Origin of the sequence: Nostoc sp. DedQUE09, from assembly GCF_034530915.1 — a bacterium.
Taxonomy (GTDB): Bacteria; Cyanobacteriota; Cyanobacteriia; order Cyanobacteriales; family Nostocaceae; genus Nostoc.
Genome location: NZ_JAVRCE010000052.1, coordinates 1 through 15,760 on the forward strand (window position 1 = coordinate 1; position 15,760 = coordinate 15,760).

Sequence of the window (15,760 nt, forward strand, 5' to 3'; positions counted from 1 at the left end):
GTGAATTTGAGATGCTCCCGCTACATTGCTTGCAATTAGCGGTGAGAGTTGTCACTACAGCTAACACTTTGCTGCAACAGGCTGAATCGATATCTGGGTTGGGATGCAAAGAAGTAAGCATGTCGGTGCATTTGCTTTCTTGGTAGCTTATAGAGAATAATCACAAATAAAGCAGCTTTGGCATCTTCGTGCGAGAGAATAAATATAAAATATGGCGATCGCAATCGATTTTGGTACTAGCAACACAGTCATTGCTCGTTGGAACCCTGTAACCCAGCAGCCAGAAACCCTGACTCTACCAGGTTTATCAATTAAACAAAGTCTCAATCCGCCACTGATTCCTAGCTTGGTTTATGTTGAAGACGCAGCTCAAAATAAAGTCTTAGTCGGGCAACAAGTACGCGATCGCGGTCTTGACCTCAAAGGCGAAACTCGATTTTTCCGCAGCTTCAAACGCGGTATTGGTGCAGATATTCAAGGTTTCTTACCCGAACTAGATGGGCAAATTGTCACCTTTGAGCAAGTAGGGCAATGGTTCCTCACCCAAGTAATTGAACAATTAGCGCCTCTGGAAGGTGGCTTAGATTCTCTAGTCTTAACTGTACCCGTAGACAGTTTTGAAGCCTATCGTCACTGGTTGGGGACAGTTTGTCAAGCCCTCCCCGTGGAACAAGTGCGGATGCTGGATGAACCCACAGCCGCCGCCTTGGGTTATGGTTTAGCAAATCAAGAAATTCTCTTAGTGATTGACTTTGGTGGCGGCACTTTGGATTTATCCCTTGTCCGGTTGGATCAAGGCGTGCAAGCAAGCACAAAGCCCTTGGGATTTCTCCTCAAATGGGGTAATAAATCTTTGGCTGAAGATTCAAAACAAAAAGTCAAAACTGCCCGTGTTCTGGCGAAAGCTGGTCAAAATTTGGGCGGTACTGATATTGATAATTGGTTAGTAGATTATTTTGCCAAAACTCAAGAGTTGGTGATAAGTCCGTTGACAACGAGATTGGCAGAACGGGTAAAAATTCAGCTATCAACTCAAAACCAAGCTAGTGAAGTTTATTTTGACGATGAGACATTTGAAAGTTATGAACTGGAACTAAACCGGGACACTTTTGAAAATATCCTCAAAGAACACGCATTTTTTGAGTTACTCGATGAGTCGATGACCACACTGTTGCAGCAAGCTAGACGGCAAGGGATAGAACTTCCAGATATTAATGCAGTTTTGTTAGTTGGTGGCACGGTGCAATTGCCAGCAGTGCAGACATGGATTAAACAGTATTTTGAGCCAGAAAAAATCCGTTGCGAACGTCCCTTTGAAGCGATCGCTCAAGGTGCATTACAGTTAGCTCAAGGCGTACAAATCAAAGACTTTCTCTACCATAGTTATGGTATCCGCTACTGGGATCGTCGCAATCAGCGTCACAAATGGCATTCTTTAATTAAAGCTGGACAAGCATACCCGATGACTCAGCCAGTGGAATTAGTCTTAGGTGCTTCAGTGGAAAATCAGCCCAGCATTGAACTAATTATGGGAGAATTGGGAGCAGATACGGGTAGTACTGAAGTTTATTTTGATGGCGATCGCTTAATTACGCGCCGTATGGACAATAATGAAACTAGCGTCAAACCTCTCAACGATCAAGAAGGTGCGAGGACAATTGCTCAACTAACACCAGCCGGATATCCTGGAAGCGATCGTATTAAAATCCTCTTTCAAGTTGATGATCAACGCTTTTTGCGAATCACCGTTGAAGACTTGTTAACGAATGATACGTTGTTGGAAAATCAACTTGTGGCACAGTTGAGTTAATTAATTAAAAGGATTTAAAAGTGGGATACCGCAGCCGTCGAAATCCCGGATGTTGCGCGTTACTAGAGTCAATTGATGAATTTGAGCAGTAGCAGCAATCATCATATCTGCTTGGGTGTGTGTTTTCCCACTTAATCTTAGTTGACCTCGCAATTCCCCAGAGCGCTTGGCAATTTCAATGGTGATGGGCAATACTTGACAGTTATTTTCCAAAAAGCTCTCGAACCATATTTGAATCCTGGGGTTAGGCTTGGATGTCATATCATGTCCGCCAAATTACCCATAATAAAATAACCCCACCCCCAACCCCTCCCCGCAGGCGGGCAGGGCTGATTCATTCCATTTCAAACAGGATTTGTCAAGATGGTTAGCAAGAAAATTGTAAGTAAGCGTGACGAAGAGATGAATATTTAAGCACTGAAATATCAGTAAAATAGTTGGTTTCATCGGCACGCTAGTAACAAAATAACTAATTTTTAATTGCTATAACCCTTGATTTTTAAAGCTCTTTGGGGAATGAAACAGCCCTGCCGCAGGCGGGGAGGGGAGACAAAGCACAGCTTTGGCGGGGTGGGGTTCTTCGGATTTAATAAGCAATCAAGCGGACATGATATCAGTCCGTAAAATATTTATTCAACGGTGATTGCACTCAGAACTATTGAGGAAACTTTTTCTGCTTATTTAACTACACCAGAGTTAGGTTGTAGTCTTACTAATTCGCTGATAATGTTAATGTCACACAGAAAATTCATCAATGGTATCAGCGAAAGGGTTAAGACGGTCTTGGCGGCAGGGTACTTCGAGAATATAATTTTCTTCAGCAGCTATCTGACGTAGTTCTTTGAAGGCATCAGCTAAAGAAAACTTTTCACGTTGCTTGCGCCACGTCAAGAATTCTTCAAACATTTCAGCTTCGACAACAACAGCCACCAGTTCATTTGGGTTGTAGATGAGTTGCGGTTCTTTAGTTACAGCATGAATTAGTTCGGAGAACCTCTGTTTCGCTTCTGCAATTCTCCAGTTCATCTAAAACCTTTTTTATTCATAATCATATCTATAATAGACATGATTTATATCTATAATTTGTTTTTCGCCAGAAAGCAATGTCTACGATGGTCTACGCCTGCGCACTTTAAAAGTTATTTCTAACCGCCCATCTTTAACCATCCAAAAACTTGATTGACGGTTAGTGCAAGTTGAATTTCTGGTAATACAGGCAAAAAATCTTCTCCTTGGAGTAATACTGGTTGTTGCTCTGGTAGAAATACCAAAATACTGAAATCATCAGGATCAAGAAACCATCCAAGGCGGCTACCATACTTTAGACAGTGGAGAATGTTCCCAATTACTTTGTTGGGTTTTTGTTCTGGCGAAAGAATCTCAATCGTCCAGTCTGGTGGAAGTTCAAAATTATCAGGTACTTCATTATTAACGGTGAACGGTATGCGTCCCCATTGAAATACAGCTACATCAGGTATAATCGAGCGATCGCCAAAACTACAACGTAATTCGGGAAATGCATAAGCAATCTTCTGATTTTCTGTGACTTCATTAACAACAGCACCAAGTTTGCCTTGCAAGCGGCTGTGTCTCCCTTTTGGCATTGGCTTAGGAATAATCTCACCGTTAATATATTCACTCGCAGGCTTTGTTTCTGGAAGCTTCAGAAATTCCTCCAGGGTCAGAGGTTGAGTAGTTGTAGCGCTCATAGCTCCTAAATCCTAATGGAATGTGCTCTCACTTTAGTAAAACGATCGCTTTTATTGCCGCAGACTAAACTAATTCTTTTGCTAGCTATTTTCCATCTTCAGCCAACTAAAAACTTGCTCTACTGTTATTTCTAGGTTAATTTCTTCTAAAACTTCTAAGCGATCGCTCTTTTGTAATAACTCTGGTTGTTGGCCCGGACGGAAAACCAAAATTGAGCGATCCGTTGGATCAATTAACCATCCTAATCGACAACCATGCTGTAAGCAGTAAAGAATATTACCAATTATTCGGTTTGAACTCTGTTCTGGGGAGAGAATTTCAATTGTCCAATCTGGCCAGAGCAAAAAATCGTTGGGGACTTCTCCATCAGCATCAAAGGGAATTCGTGACCAGTTAAAAACCGATACATCAGGGACAATTGAGCGGATACCAAAGCTACAGCGCAACTCTGGGAATGCATAAGCAATTTTTTGGCTTTCTGCTACTTCGTTGATGCTATTGCAGAGTCTTAGTTGCAATCGACTATGCTTCCCTTTTGGCATTGGCTTAGAAATAATCTCACCGTTAATATATTCGCTTACAGGCTTTGTTTCTGGGAGCTTCAGAAATTCCTCCAGGGTAAGTAGTTGAGTAGTTGAGTAGCTCATAGCTCCTAAATCCCTCGAAGATGTGTTTTTAGTCTAGCAGTGATAGGGTGCGTTACACTTGGTAAACGCACCTGTCCATACATCAAAGACAGAATTGCAACCCTTAATTACGTTAGCGCAGCGTTAGCGAGTCAGACGCTCCTACGTCGCTAACGCTACGCTATCGAGCGTCATTACGAATTATTTCCGCACCACTACTAAAGTTCCATTCCTAGCCCAGTTGTAAAGATTGCGAGCTTGTTTAACAGGTAAATTTACGCAACCGTGGCTGACTGGAGTGCCAAAACGATTATGCCAGTAAGCGCCGTGGATGGCGTAGCCTCTGTAGAAATACATTGTGTAAGGAACATCAGGAATATTGTAGCCTCTGCCTCGCATGCGGTGAGTGCGATACTTAGAATTAATCCGAAATCTACCTATGGGTGTGGGAGTTGATCGCTTGCCTCCAGAAATGCGGTATGAATAAACAAGCCTTTTACCTTCCCATGCACGTAAGCGTTGCTCTGACAAGTCAATTTCAATCCAGCGAGGTTGGGATGTTTGCCTGATATTAGATGCAGTGAAGCTCTTTTCATTCGCTGACGCGGCTGTTGCTGTAGTAAAGTTGGGTGTACCAGCTAAAGGTGATGACCAAGAGAATAAAGTTGTCATCATCAGCGCCACGCCTGTACAAAAAGTTCCTGAAGAACGAATCCTACCACTGCGAATCCAAAATTGCATTATGCCTTGCCTTATAAACTACGCAAAAATTATGAAGTGAAGTAACTTTCTGGAAAACTACAAATTTCCAGATCGACTACTCGCTTCCTGTTGAGGATTTACGCAATTCATCCGCTAATACTTTTTAAAACAAGTCCTAAGCTGATCTGCATCTAATTTGCACATTTGTCATTTGTCCTTGATTAAATGATGAGTTCTAACTAATGATCAATGACTAATGACTAATGACTAATTACAAAGGACATTTTTACAAAAAAACTGTTATTTAAATGCCTAAATACAAACTTTCCCCAAAGTTATATTTGCATTTTTAATTTCACACAGCGATTGTCAGGATTTTCGCTTATTTTTCAGGTAAATCGCTAAATACCCTCTTCTATATTTTATTTCAAATTTGGTAATTCCGACTCCGAAGATTCCCAGCATCAAATATTGCTGGGAATCACTCAATTGTCTTGATTCGTTGTTATTAATGATTTTACCTAAATTGCTTTTTGGTTGCTTCACCTACTATTTCTGGATAACTACTGGTGTTCCTACCGATGCCCACTCAAATAGCCATTTAGCATGTTTAGGTGCGAGATTCACACAGCCGTGGCTGACTGGCGTGCCAAACCTTTTATGCCAGTAAGCCCCGTGAATACCGTAGTTGCCTTGGTAAAACATCGCATGAGGAACGTTGGGAACGTCGTAGCCGCTTCCCCGCATCCGTGTAGTTTTGAACTTGGATTGAATATTAAAAGTACCAATAAGAGTGGGAGTGGATTTTTTGCCAGAGGAAATAGCACTTCCATAAACCACTCTGTCACCTTCCCAAGCTATTAACCGTTGCTTTGAAAGATCAATTTGAATCCAGCGCTTATCCGATTTTTGTAATGTCTGGATTCTTTGCGCAATCACTTGATTTTTGGAATTAGCCCAAACTTCACTAGTTCCAGTAGTAGTAAAAACACTTACGGACAGTGCTGTACCAGTGAGGAGTATTTGTAAACGACGCACCCAGTCAGGATTAATTAGTTTTTTCATTTTAGATACACTCACACTCAAATCATGGGGTCTTGAGAAACTTATCAGCTTTCACCTTTATTTCCCTATCTATTACTTTAATAGACGTGAATTTTGATGATTTGATTCTAAGTTAACCTAACTGTTGTATCAGCTTTCTTGCCCCAGATGCGATCGCTGACCAATTTCTCTCTATGACAAGCTTTTTGGGAAATAATTCCCCGCTCAAACCGACAGCGATCGCTCCGGCTTGCAAAAATTCTTTGGCATTTTCGAGAGTCACACCACCAGTAGGAATTAAGGGAATATGACCTAGTGGCCCTTGCAAACTTTTGATATAATCAGCCCCTCCCACTGCTTGCACGGGAAACACTTTTACACAACTAGCGCCCTGACTCCAGGCGGTAACAATTTCTGTGGGAGTCATAGCTCCTGGTATGATCGGCACATTTTTTTCTTGTGCTGCTTGAATCATTGCCGAATCAACATGGGGTGTGAAGAGGAATTGCGCCCCAGATGCGATCGCATCTTGTAACTGCTGCACATTAAATAGCGTACCAGTGCCAATAATACAGGCTGGTAATTCCGAACGTAGTTGACTGATTAATTCCCCAGCGCGATCGCTATTCCAGGTAATCTCAATTAGCTGCATTCCCCCAGATGCTACAGCCATTGCCATTTGTTGTCCCAGTTCCATTTGAGCAGCGCGGATGACTGCGATCGCTCGGTGTTTTTCCAACTGTGAGAACCAAATTTGATTAGGCATTTTGACTAGAGATTCTGGACTGGGAGTAGGGATTGAGACTAAAGAATAGTTTTCAATCTAATAAATACTAATTTTTAATACTAATGCCCAATGCCCCTCAAGAGTGCTAGTAATGTTAGCCCAACTGTTTTGCCCTATACCCAATGCCCTTAAAACTTGCTTATTGCATCAAGCTATGAGATATTACATATAAATAACATAAAACCTATAGTGTTACCGTAGTTTAAGTTAGTGTCTCAGCATTTGGGTCTAAAGGAGTAATTAAAATGACAATTGCACAACAAAACACAGCAGCATCCTTACCAATCAACATTCACGCTTCTGAAAGCGCTGATATAGCTAACTTAGGGAAGCTTGTGCGACTAGGAGCAAATGACTTTTGGTGGCGCACTAAGTCATATACAACGATTCTGGGCGTTATGCTGCTAACCTTAGTAAGTCTGATTTTTCTAAGTATGCATTGGTCTTACCGCAGACTGTTGCCATTTATCAGCCATCAAGTCATTGGCAGCGAGCGTGCAGCAATTAAAAATTAAAAACTAGACATAAACTTGCAAAGGGATAGGCGATCGTCTCAATCGCCTGATTTTGCTTCCTTTACATTACTTTAGAGGCAGTCTCTAAAAACTCAGCTTAATTCTTCTAGTAGAGGAGAGAGCTAATTGAAAATGCATATACTGCAATTACCAAGCAATAGTTTATATAAGCTCCTAGTTAAAGACCTACTAGGAGCTTTTTTTTAATTGACTATCTACCTCAAATTGGTGATATAGAAGCGATCAGACAGCTTAGGACATTGGCAAATCCTAAGAGAGCGGCTGTCTCTGTCCACCTATCCTTAGCCGACTTGTCTTAACCAGGATAGTAGCCGCAATATATTAAAAAATCTAGTAGCAATTAAACTATTCCTAATGGATATTCATAATTAATTCTGATGGTAGATTAAGTTAGAAATGAAGATCGTTAATATGTACTTGTAAGTCAAAAACGTTTACCAACTTAACAACAATGAATATTCTTGCTTGGATTGTTTTAGGTCTAATTGCTGGTGCGATCGCGAAAGCTATCTACCCTGGTCATCAAGGTGGCGGAATTCTAGGAACCATATTGTTAGGAATCATCGGTGCTTTTGTTGGCGGTAGTTTAGGTGTATTTTTCAGTACGGGAACTTTATCTCTAGCAGCTCCTAGTCTCAGCATTCCAGGTATTGCAGTAGCAGTTCTTGGTGCAATTGTCGCAGTTTTCTTGTGGAACTTATTAACCAACCGCAGTGCTGTATAAAAAAATGCGGTGAATGAATGACAAAGATTTAGCAAATTCTTTTAACTATTTTTAACTGTGAATTAAATTAAAAAAATAGCGCCAGTCTGTGATAAGTCTGGCGCTGTTTTGTAATCATAGAGGTTCTCATATCAGTAGAGTCCAATACAGACCGAACCCCAGGCTCCCTCCATTGTTAAGTGCATTAGGACCTTCCTTCTACCCTCTCTACACCGTCAGGTTAGAGGGGAATTTCTGTATTAGGCTCGATTTTGGGACAGATATTGGTAAAAATTTTATAAGAAGATTAGCGATCGCTAAGTGTAAAATTATCTTAACAGTTTTAACTAGCTCTAAGAATTCCTATACCAGCTTCTCTTTCAATGTAATCTGCTAAGTTGATAAAATCTTCACGCGGGTAGCATCTTCCACCAACTAGATCAAAAGCTAATCTACTGGCAGGATTTTCTGGATTTTCGAGTATATGTATACCCCAGTAGTAAAGTAGGTCGCTAGTCCGAATGCAAACTTCTTCTGGATCTATACAATGAAATTTTTTATCTATTTTACTAATTTCTTTATAAGCATTAGAATAGACTTCTTTAAGAAGCCTTAAGCGTTTAATACCAGGATCTTTAAAGTTGTTAACTAGTACAAATAAATGAGCTAAATTATTGATTTCACGTATTTCTCTAACAGTATCTTGAATAACTTTACCGTGCTTGCTTATTCCCAGTGGATTGAAGGTTGTTGGGATAATACAATAATCTAATCGCTTAACTAGCTCTGAGGGATTACGCTCTAATGCTGGCGAGCAATCGCAAATTACTATTTGACAGTCACGGGCAGCATCTTCATGCCAATCATTTCCATCAAAAACTTGAATAGTTGTACCTACCCCTTTAGGATTGGGAACAAAAACCCCATCACCTACTAATTTTTGCAGATTTTGTTCTGGGTCTAAATCCACAAGTGCTACATTAAATCCTTGCAGCGCTAATGCTCCTGCTAAATGACCTGCTACAGTTGTTTTTCCTACTCCGCCTTTACAGGTAAAAACTCCAAAATAAACTTTTTTTTGAGGTTCTCGCGGAGGCTCAGGAGGATTAGGGCCATTAATGGCAACCAGTTTATCTTCATCGGCAATCCCACAGCGAACTTTAGTATCTTTACCCCAGGTTCTCATTAACGCCAATGCTGGGCCGCCAAATCCTTTTGTAGTTATAAACCAACCAAAATTAAATTTTTTGCCTTCGTCAGAATCTAAAAAGTCAGCAAACTTTAAAAGCTGTGGCGCTGTTACGTTACTTTTTAGCCATTTAACCTGAACAACACCAACTAGGTTTCCTTTTTTAACTACTAGATCGTAGCCAGGTTGATTGGTCTTTGCAGTTTCAACTGTCCAATCTGCTTTATGGATTAGTTTTGCTACGTGCTGCTCAAAGTGGGTAAAATCCTGGATGAATTGTGGCTCTAATGATGATGACATAAACAACTTTAGGTGTTTTGCTTCAATGCAGGAGTACGTAACATAGTATACCCAAATAAATAAACTTTGACCGTATAGTTGATTTATATACGTAACATGAATTACTATCCCCCTGATTTTCACAGAAATGCACTATACTCTGACATAAATTAACACCAAACTTACGTCTGATTTAAATAAGTATAAATAAGCTAAAATCCACAGATTTCATAAAATTTTCAACAACTTGCACTGGTCGCTGTACACGAACTGACAATGTTTCGTTAAGCTGTAAGCGCTATGATTGAAGTTTATTGAACGTCTTATGCATTGGTTGTTATCTGGGCCGTTGAGTACAGAAGCATTGACGGTTAACATTGCAGGGTTGCCTGCATCGTTACAAGGTAAAAAGCTGGTGCAGTTGTCAGATTTTCACTACGATGGTTTGCGGCTGTCGGAAGAGATGTTAGAAAAAGCGATCGCACTTACTAACGAAGCAAAACCAGATTTAATTTTATTAACTGGGGACTACGTAACTGACGATCCGACACCAATTCACCAACTGGTACTTCGACTCAAACATTTGCAAAGTCGCAGTGGTATCTATGCTATCCTTGGCAATCACGATATATATAAACAGGCAAAAGCAGAAGTAACAGAAGCCCTTACTAGCATTGGCATTCACGTACTTTGGAACGAAATTGCCTATCCACTAGGAAAAGAATTCCCACTTGTTGGACTGGCTGATTATTGGTCACGGGAGTTTCACCCCGCACCAATTATGAACCAGCTAAACCCCGATACACCCTGCATTGTTTTATCCCACAACCCAGATACTGCGGAGATATTACAAACATGGCGAGTTGATTTACAATTATCTGGTCATACTCACGGTGGTCAAATCGTGATTCCCGGAATTGGCCCTGCGGCGTTGCTTTACGAAAAGCTTGTAAAAAAAATACCCAGAAAAGTGAGGCGTCGATTCCCATTTCTAGAAGTAAATGTTTCTGTAGTCAACCATTGGGAATGGGTGCAGGGTTTGCATCGGCTAGGTAAAAATCAGTTATATATCAATCGTGGTTTGGGAACTTACCTCCCAGGACGCTTATTTTGCCGCCCAGAAGTTACTATAATCACCCTACAAGGTGAGTAGGTAATTTCAAATTTAACAAAAAAGAACGCAATTTCAGCAGGTACTTTGGCTAATGAGTGTCTGCAAATTCAGGCAGAACCTGCTACTTTCATCGCCAAAATTTAAATCAATGAATTAATTGTATCTGAAGTAGATGACATAAATTATTGCATTTTATCAAGTTACATTTTTATTTTTGGTAAGCTGTAAACGCTGGTATGAGGAGTATCGGTTAACTTATGCATTGGTTGTTTACGGGACATTTAAGAGTAGATAAAATAACGGTTAAGATTGCGGAACTTCCTGCATCTTTACAAGGTACAACATTAGTACAGTTGTCGGATTTTCACTATGATGGTTTGCGACTGTCGGAAGAGATGTTAGAAAAAGCGATCGCACTTACTAATGAAGCTGAACCAGATTTAATTCTATTAACTGGTGACTACGTAACTGACGATCCCACACCAATTCATCAATTGGTGCTTCGACTCAAGCATCTGCAAAGTCGCTGTGGTATCTACGCAGTACTTGGGAACCACGATATCTATTACAGCCACTCCAAAGCAGAAGTTACACAAGCGCTAACCAGCATTGGGGTGCATGTGCTTTGGAATGAAATTGCCTATCCATTGGGAAAAGAATTACCATTGGTAGGACTAGCTGATTATTGGTCACGGGAATTTTACCCCGCACCAGTGATGAATCAACTAGATTCGCTTACACCGCGCATCGTTTTATCTCATAACCCAGATACAGCTAAGATATTGCAACAATGGCGCGTAGATTTGCAACTATCTGGTCATACCCACGGTGGTCATATCGTCATTCCGGGCATTGGCCCTCTAGTACTTTATTACAAAAAGCTCCTCAAACAAATTCCCAAAAAATTACGGCGTTGGGTAACATTTTTCTTAGGAGACTGCTCGAAAGTAGTCCGATATTGGGAGTGGGCGCAAGGGTTTCATCAGGTGGAAGAAAATCAACTATATGTCAATCGTGGTTTAGGAACTTATAAACCAGGACGCTTATTTTGTCCGCCTGAAGTGACTGTAATTACTTTAATTGGTCATTAGTCACTTGTACTGAGCGTAGTCGAAGTATTGGTCATTAGTCACTTGTACTGAGCGTAGTCGAAGTATTGGTCATTGGTCACTTGTACTGAGCGTAGTCGAAGTATTGGTCATTGGTCTAAATAAAGGACAAAGGACAAATGACAAACCTAACCGATCAGAGTGTAATTTAAAATGCATAAAATTCAAAGCAGAAACCGCCTGAAGCTACGATGGATAAATATCAGCAGCTTAGGGCGGTTCCTTGAAGATTGGAAAATTCAGAAGTAAGTAACTCAACTAAGTTGGACAGTATTCGCGATCGCTTTACTCAGAATTGCACATCCTTAATATTCCAACTAGGCAGGCATTTTCTGGCTGTGCGTCTTAAAACCTCCAAAACGAACTCATTGAACTTAAGGCAAAAACACATTCAATGGATGTCACAACTTCAGAGCGATCGCGATAAGATTAGAGCAGGAGGCACAGGCTCTAACTTGAAAGTTTTTGTTTAACTTTTAACCTGTTTGTACCTTGGTCTTAATCTAGCATTGTGTTTGTTTAGCTACAAGACACGTTTACTAAACTTGAATACCATTAATTTATCGCAACAATTCCGAAATATTGCTTAAAATTTGTCCCACTTGGTAATGTTGGCATTCACGCCAACATTACCAAGTGGACTGAAAGTTCAGAAGCCTTTATTGACCAGAAGCGCCTGCGGTAGAAGAATCGCTATTAGATGTACTGTTTGACTGGTCTACTCCTTGAGGTGTAGTACTTTTAGAGGTGTCACTTTTTGTACCAGGAGCAACAGTATTAGTAGAACTATCGTTCTGCGAAGCCGGAGTATTAGTAGTTGGACTCGTCGCCGGACTTTGTGCCGCTTTAGGAGCTGGCTGGGTTACAGAAGGTGCTTTTTCTGCCGCAGGCTGCTGGGGTGGAATAGTAATGTTAATATCCGGTTGGCGAGGTGGAGACGGAGGTGTAACTTGCTGTTGAGGAACAGGAACAGCAAAAGGTACAGGGACTTCCTTAATGCTTTCGATTATCTTCGTTTGTGGTTGAGGAGATGCACTGGGAGTTGGATCACTCTTACTCGGTACAGGAACCACAACCGGCACAGCATTGTTAACCGCTGCGTTATTCTGCTGGTTGAAGTACCAAACCCCACCTATAACCAAACCAAGCAGGGAAGTAATAATAATACCCAACAACAAACCACCACTAGCATTGTTTTCATCACGCTGGGCTAAATCTGCTTGCTGGTAGCTACGCTCAACATTTCGACCATGTACGTAACCGTTAGTGTAAGAGTTGGGATTAGTTGTATTGTTCTTAACTGTTTCAGTGGTTTGTGTAAAATGGGTCTGAGTATTGCCATTAATATCAGTGTAAGATTCTTGCCTAACTTCACTGTTTTTGCTTTCGCGTTCATTGGGAATAGACATAGCTTTGATTTAACTCCTCAGATACGATATTGACAAACTAAAGCTTTGTGAAAACAAGGATTTTAATGAACTGAAAATATATGTTGCTGATAAAGATTGAGTCTTATTTGCTACTCAACTGTTGGTAATCTCAGAATAACCTCTGCGATTAAACAACTGGCTCTATCTCCAGGGAGTTAATACTTAATCTTTAGAGAGTTAATACTTAATCAAGAGAAAGAGTATCCCAAAGATAGATGTTATTAAACTGTCAATTAATGCATCGATCAAAAAATCTAGTAATTTGCTTCAATTCTCTAAATTTTTAATTTGTTGTTAGATGTTGCATCGCCAAAGCTTGAGGGTCATATTTCGACTACCGCTAACTAAAGTTTTGCCATCGGGACTGAAAGCGACAGAGTTAACCCAACAATATGACCATCGGGACTAAAAGCGATCGAACCAACATAGCTGCGATGTTCCGCAAGAGTAACTCCCTCCAGGTCTGGTGTCGCCGCCTGAAGTGTCTTAAACTATATTCGCTCTTTATCTCCAACGCCGATTTAGCCGCAGTAAACTTTTTATCCTCTGACAAAATCTTTCTACCAGAGGTTTAGGTTTTGATACATATCTAGGCGATCGCGATCTACGCGTACTCCCCGGATTTTTTAACTCTTCTTCTATTTGTGCAGCTTTATTTAAATCTGAAGCGGCTCTATATTCGTATCCCAATTGTGAGCAAACTAGCCCACGATATTTATATGCGTCAACATAATGAGGATTGAGACGAATTGCGTGAGTAAAATCTGCGATCGCATCCTCATATCTTCCTTGTGTAGCATTTTCTACTCCTAAAGTATAGAAAGTTTCTGCATCCCAACGATTGACAGATATTTTTGGGGGATTTTTAGGCGAAGATGAAGATGGATTTTCAGGAATGGGAGGCTCAGATGGAATTTCAGATTTGAGCCTGTTGTAAGCTGCGTTGATTAATTTAATTTTTTCCTCAGCTTCCTGTTTTTGCCTTTGATCGGCAAAGCGATCAGGATGCCAAATTTTCACCAGTTTACGGTAAGTTCGCTTCACCTGTGCTTGAGACGCACCGGGTTTCAGCCCAAGAATTTCATAAGCATCATTGATATCGAAGCGATCGCGCATACTGAAAAAATCGGCAACTATCTAAACCTATGTTAACTATTCCCAAAAATCCTCTCCAATCAACCCAAACGCCCCATTCTGGTTATCACTGGGATGGCAGTAGCCGTCGCTTCTTTGAAGGCTGGTATTACCGCGTCACGTTGCCGGAAATTGGGCAAACATTCGCTTTTATGTACTCCATTGAAGATCCCATCGGCGGTAAACCTCACAGCGGCGGTGCAGCCCAAATCCTTGGCCCAGATGATGAATACCTCTGCCGTACTTTTCCTGATGTCAACAAATTTTGGGGTAGTCGGGATGTTTTAGGTTTAGGTCATTGGGGTAAAAATAATTTGCAAGTTTCTCCCCTATACCTCCTGCCAGCAGAGTTTGAGTATCACGTTCAAGAGGGATATCAAGCCACAGCTACTTTGAATCAGGGAATAATTCGCGATCGCGCCACCAATAATTATTGCCGTTGGCAGTATGAAATTCAACCAGTATACGGTTGGGGCAATCAAAATGGCATTCAGCAATCAACCGCAGGCTGGCTGTCATTCTTACAGATTTTTGAACCTGGATGGCAAATTTTGATGGCTCACGGTTTAGCCAGTGGGAAGATTGACTGGAATGGCAAAATCTACGAATTCACTAACGCCCCAGCCTATGGCGAGAAAAATTGGGGTGGTGCTTTTCCTCAAAAATGGTTTTGGATAAATTGTAATTATTTCGAGGGTGAACCCGACTTAGCATTAACTGCTGGCGGTGGACGGCGGGGTGTGCTGTGGTGGATGGAATCTGTAGCAATGATTGGACTGCATTATCAAGGCAAGTTTTATGAATTCGTTCCCTGGAATTCACAAGTAGAGTGGGAAATTCAGCCTTGGGGCAGATGGCAAATGAAAGCTAGCAACTCTAGTTATGAAATTGAATTGACAGGAACCACGGATTTACCTGGTACACCTCTACGTGCGCCCACAGCAGAAGGTTTAAGATACTGTTGCCGGGACACCATGCAAGGAAAACTAAATTTAGAGTTACGAGAACTAAATGGGAGAAAATCTAAAATAATTCTAAAAGCTGAAAGTTTTCTTTGTGGTTTAGAAGTAGGCGGCGGCTCATGGGATAATTTTTGGCATTCTCCCTAAAACTACTGCTATAATTATATATGCTTCGCAGTTGGGGTTGTAGCTCAGTTGGATAGAGCGGACGCCTCCTAAGCGTCAGGTCGTGCGTTCAAGTCGCACCAGTCCCGTTATGTTCAGACAATTCATATAGACAGCAATTAATATGGTAAGAGCATTGCTGCGCCCCTAACAGTGGTATGCCAGTTCGCCCAAGTCGGGATATCCGTCCACGCGACTGCCTCCTGTATTCCGTGCAATTGAGAACTACTATATAAAGTGGTTAGAACCCTTTGATGAATTGTCCGATATCGGTTAGGATAATCCATCAATTAGAGGAAAAACTCCAGGCACGCTTAATCGCGCTGTTGCACGAAAAACGACCAAATTTATATTTGGGCAGAATTTGGGCAGATTCTTTGGAAGTTTGCTACTCTACTTATCAATTGTTTTTTCTTATAGCCAGAGAAAATTGTGCATTAAGTAAATTAAGTTATTGAGC

16 protein-coding genes, 1 tRNA gene and 1 pseudogene are annotated in these 15,760 nt (G+C 41.0%); 7 read left to right on the forward strand and 11 right to left on the reverse strand.

The features are described from left to right. Positions 1 to 211: 211 nt before the first annotated feature. Positions 212 to 1,810: an Hsp70 family protein gene (locus RMY27_RS25820; protein ID WP_322667727.1), complete on the forward strand. Its 1,599-nt coding sequence runs from the start codon at positions 212 to 214 to the stop codon at positions 1,808 to 1,810. On the opposite strand, the gene RMY27_RS25825 is transcribed toward RMY27_RS25820, so the two are convergent. The 7 genes from RMY27_RS25825 to RMY27_RS25855 all read right to left on the reverse strand — a co-directional run bounded on the left by RMY27_RS25825 (position 1,811) and on the right by RMY27_RS25855 (position 6,658). After that, positions 1,811 to 2,071, reverse strand: coding sequence for a PIN domain-containing protein (locus RMY27_RS25825; RefSeq protein ID WP_322667728.1), 261 nt, complete (start codon positions 2,069 to 2,071; stop codon positions 1,811 to 1,813). It abuts the gene before it with no gap. Positions 2,072 to 2,545: 474 nt separating this feature from the next. After that, the gene (locus RMY27_RS25830) at positions 2,546 to 2,836 is read right to left on the reverse strand and encodes a type II toxin-antitoxin system prevent-host-death family antitoxin (RefSeq protein WP_322667729.1); all 291 of its coding nucleotides are present in this window, start codon (positions 2,834 to 2,836) and stop codon (positions 2,546 to 2,548) included. A gap of 119 nt (positions 2,837 to 2,955) precedes the next feature. Continuing rightward, positions 2,956 to 3,519 (reverse strand): Uma2 family endonuclease, encoded by a 564-nt coding sequence (locus RMY27_RS25835; RefSeq protein WP_322667730.1) that lies wholly within the window; start codon positions 3,517 to 3,519, stop codon positions 2,956 to 2,958. A gap of 81 nt (positions 3,520 to 3,600) precedes the next feature. Next, positions 3,601 to 4,167, reverse strand: a complete 567-nt coding sequence (locus RMY27_RS25840; RefSeq protein ID WP_322667731.1) for a Uma2 family endonuclease — start codon at positions 4,165 to 4,167, stop codon at positions 3,601 to 3,603. Positions 4,168 to 4,347: 180 nt separating this feature from the next. Then, entirely contained in the window at positions 4,348 to 4,887 is a 540-nt protein-coding gene (locus RMY27_RS25845) for a L,D-transpeptidase (RefSeq protein WP_322667732.1), read from the reverse strand. 510 nt (positions 4,888 to 5,397) lie between these two features. Next, positions 5,398 to 5,913 carry a L,D-transpeptidase gene (locus RMY27_RS25850; protein ID WP_322667733.1) on the reverse strand — a complete coding sequence of 172 codons (516 nt, stop codon included), beginning with the start codon at positions 5,911 to 5,913 and terminating at the stop codon, positions 5,398 to 5,400. A 112-nt stretch (positions 5,914 to 6,025) separates the two neighbouring features. Then, positions 6,026 to 6,658 (reverse strand): bifunctional 4-hydroxy-2-oxoglutarate aldolase/2-dehydro-3-deoxy-phosphogluconate aldolase, encoded by a 633-nt coding sequence (locus RMY27_RS25855; protein ID WP_322667734.1) that lies wholly within the window; start codon positions 6,656 to 6,658, stop codon positions 6,026 to 6,028. 266 nt (positions 6,659 to 6,924) lie between these two features. Here RMY27_RS25855 and RMY27_RS25860 point away from each other — a divergent pair, with 266 nt between their 5' ends. Further along, positions 6,925 to 7,194 (forward strand): hypothetical protein, encoded by a 270-nt coding sequence (locus RMY27_RS25860; RefSeq protein ID WP_322667735.1) that lies wholly within the window; start codon positions 6,925 to 6,927, stop codon positions 7,192 to 7,194. Between the two features lie 472 nt (positions 7,195 to 7,666). Next, the gene (locus tag RMY27_RS25865) at positions 7,667 to 7,939 is read left to right on the forward strand and encodes a GlsB/YeaQ/YmgE family stress response membrane protein (RefSeq protein WP_185584679.1); all 273 of its coding nucleotides are present in this window, start codon (positions 7,667 to 7,669) and stop codon (positions 7,937 to 7,939) included. Between the two features lie 322 nt (positions 7,940 to 8,261). Here the strand turns inward: RMY27_RS25865 and RMY27_RS25870 are convergent, their stop codons facing one another. Then, complete coding sequence (locus RMY27_RS25870) at positions 8,262 to 9,407, reverse strand: AAA family ATPase (RefSeq protein ID WP_322667736.1); 1,146 nt, start codon at positions 9,405 to 9,407, stop codon at positions 8,262 to 8,264. Between the two features lie 304 nt (positions 9,408 to 9,711). On the opposite strand from RMY27_RS25870, the gene RMY27_RS25875 reads away from it, so the two are divergent. Beyond that, positions 9,712 to 10,539, forward strand: a complete 828-nt coding sequence (locus RMY27_RS25875; protein WP_322667737.1) for a metallophosphoesterase — start codon at positions 9,712 to 9,714, stop codon at positions 10,537 to 10,539. A 218-nt stretch (positions 10,540 to 10,757) separates the two neighbouring features. Continuing rightward, positions 10,758 to 11,591 (forward strand): metallophosphoesterase, encoded by an 834-nt coding sequence (locus RMY27_RS25880; protein WP_322667738.1) that lies wholly within the window; start codon positions 10,758 to 10,760, stop codon positions 11,589 to 11,591. Between the two features lie 677 nt (positions 11,592 to 12,268). On the opposite strand, the gene RMY27_RS25885 is transcribed toward RMY27_RS25880, so the two are convergent. The 3 genes and pseudogenes from RMY27_RS25885 to RMY27_RS25895 form a co-directional block, all read right to left on the reverse strand. Further along, positions 12,269 to 13,018, reverse strand: coding sequence for a hypothetical protein (locus RMY27_RS25885; protein ID WP_322667739.1), 750 nt, complete (start codon positions 13,016 to 13,018; stop codon positions 12,269 to 12,271). A gap of 315 nt (positions 13,019 to 13,333) precedes the next feature. Further along, a pseudogene (locus RMY27_RS25890) lies at positions 13,334 to 13,417 on the reverse strand (hypothetical protein); the annotation flags it as partial. A gap of 126 nt (positions 13,418 to 13,543) precedes the next feature. Beyond that, on the reverse strand, positions 13,544 to 14,155 hold the full coding sequence (locus RMY27_RS25895; RefSeq protein WP_322667740.1) for a J domain-containing protein: 612 nt from the start codon (positions 14,153 to 14,155) through the stop codon (positions 13,544 to 13,546). 29 nt (positions 14,156 to 14,184) lie between these two features. On the opposite strand from RMY27_RS25895, the gene RMY27_RS25900 reads away from it, so the two are divergent. Together RMY27_RS25900 and RMY27_RS25905 are read left to right on the forward strand one after the other, a co-directional pair. Further along, entirely contained in the window at positions 14,185 to 15,282 is a 1,098-nt protein-coding gene (locus RMY27_RS25900) for a tocopherol cyclase family protein (protein ID WP_322667741.1), read from the forward strand. Between the two features lie 33 nt (positions 15,283 to 15,315). Next, positions 15,316 to 15,389 (forward strand) — tRNA-Arg (locus tag RMY27_RS25905). The last annotated feature ends 371 nt before the right edge of the window (positions 15,390 to 15,760 follow it).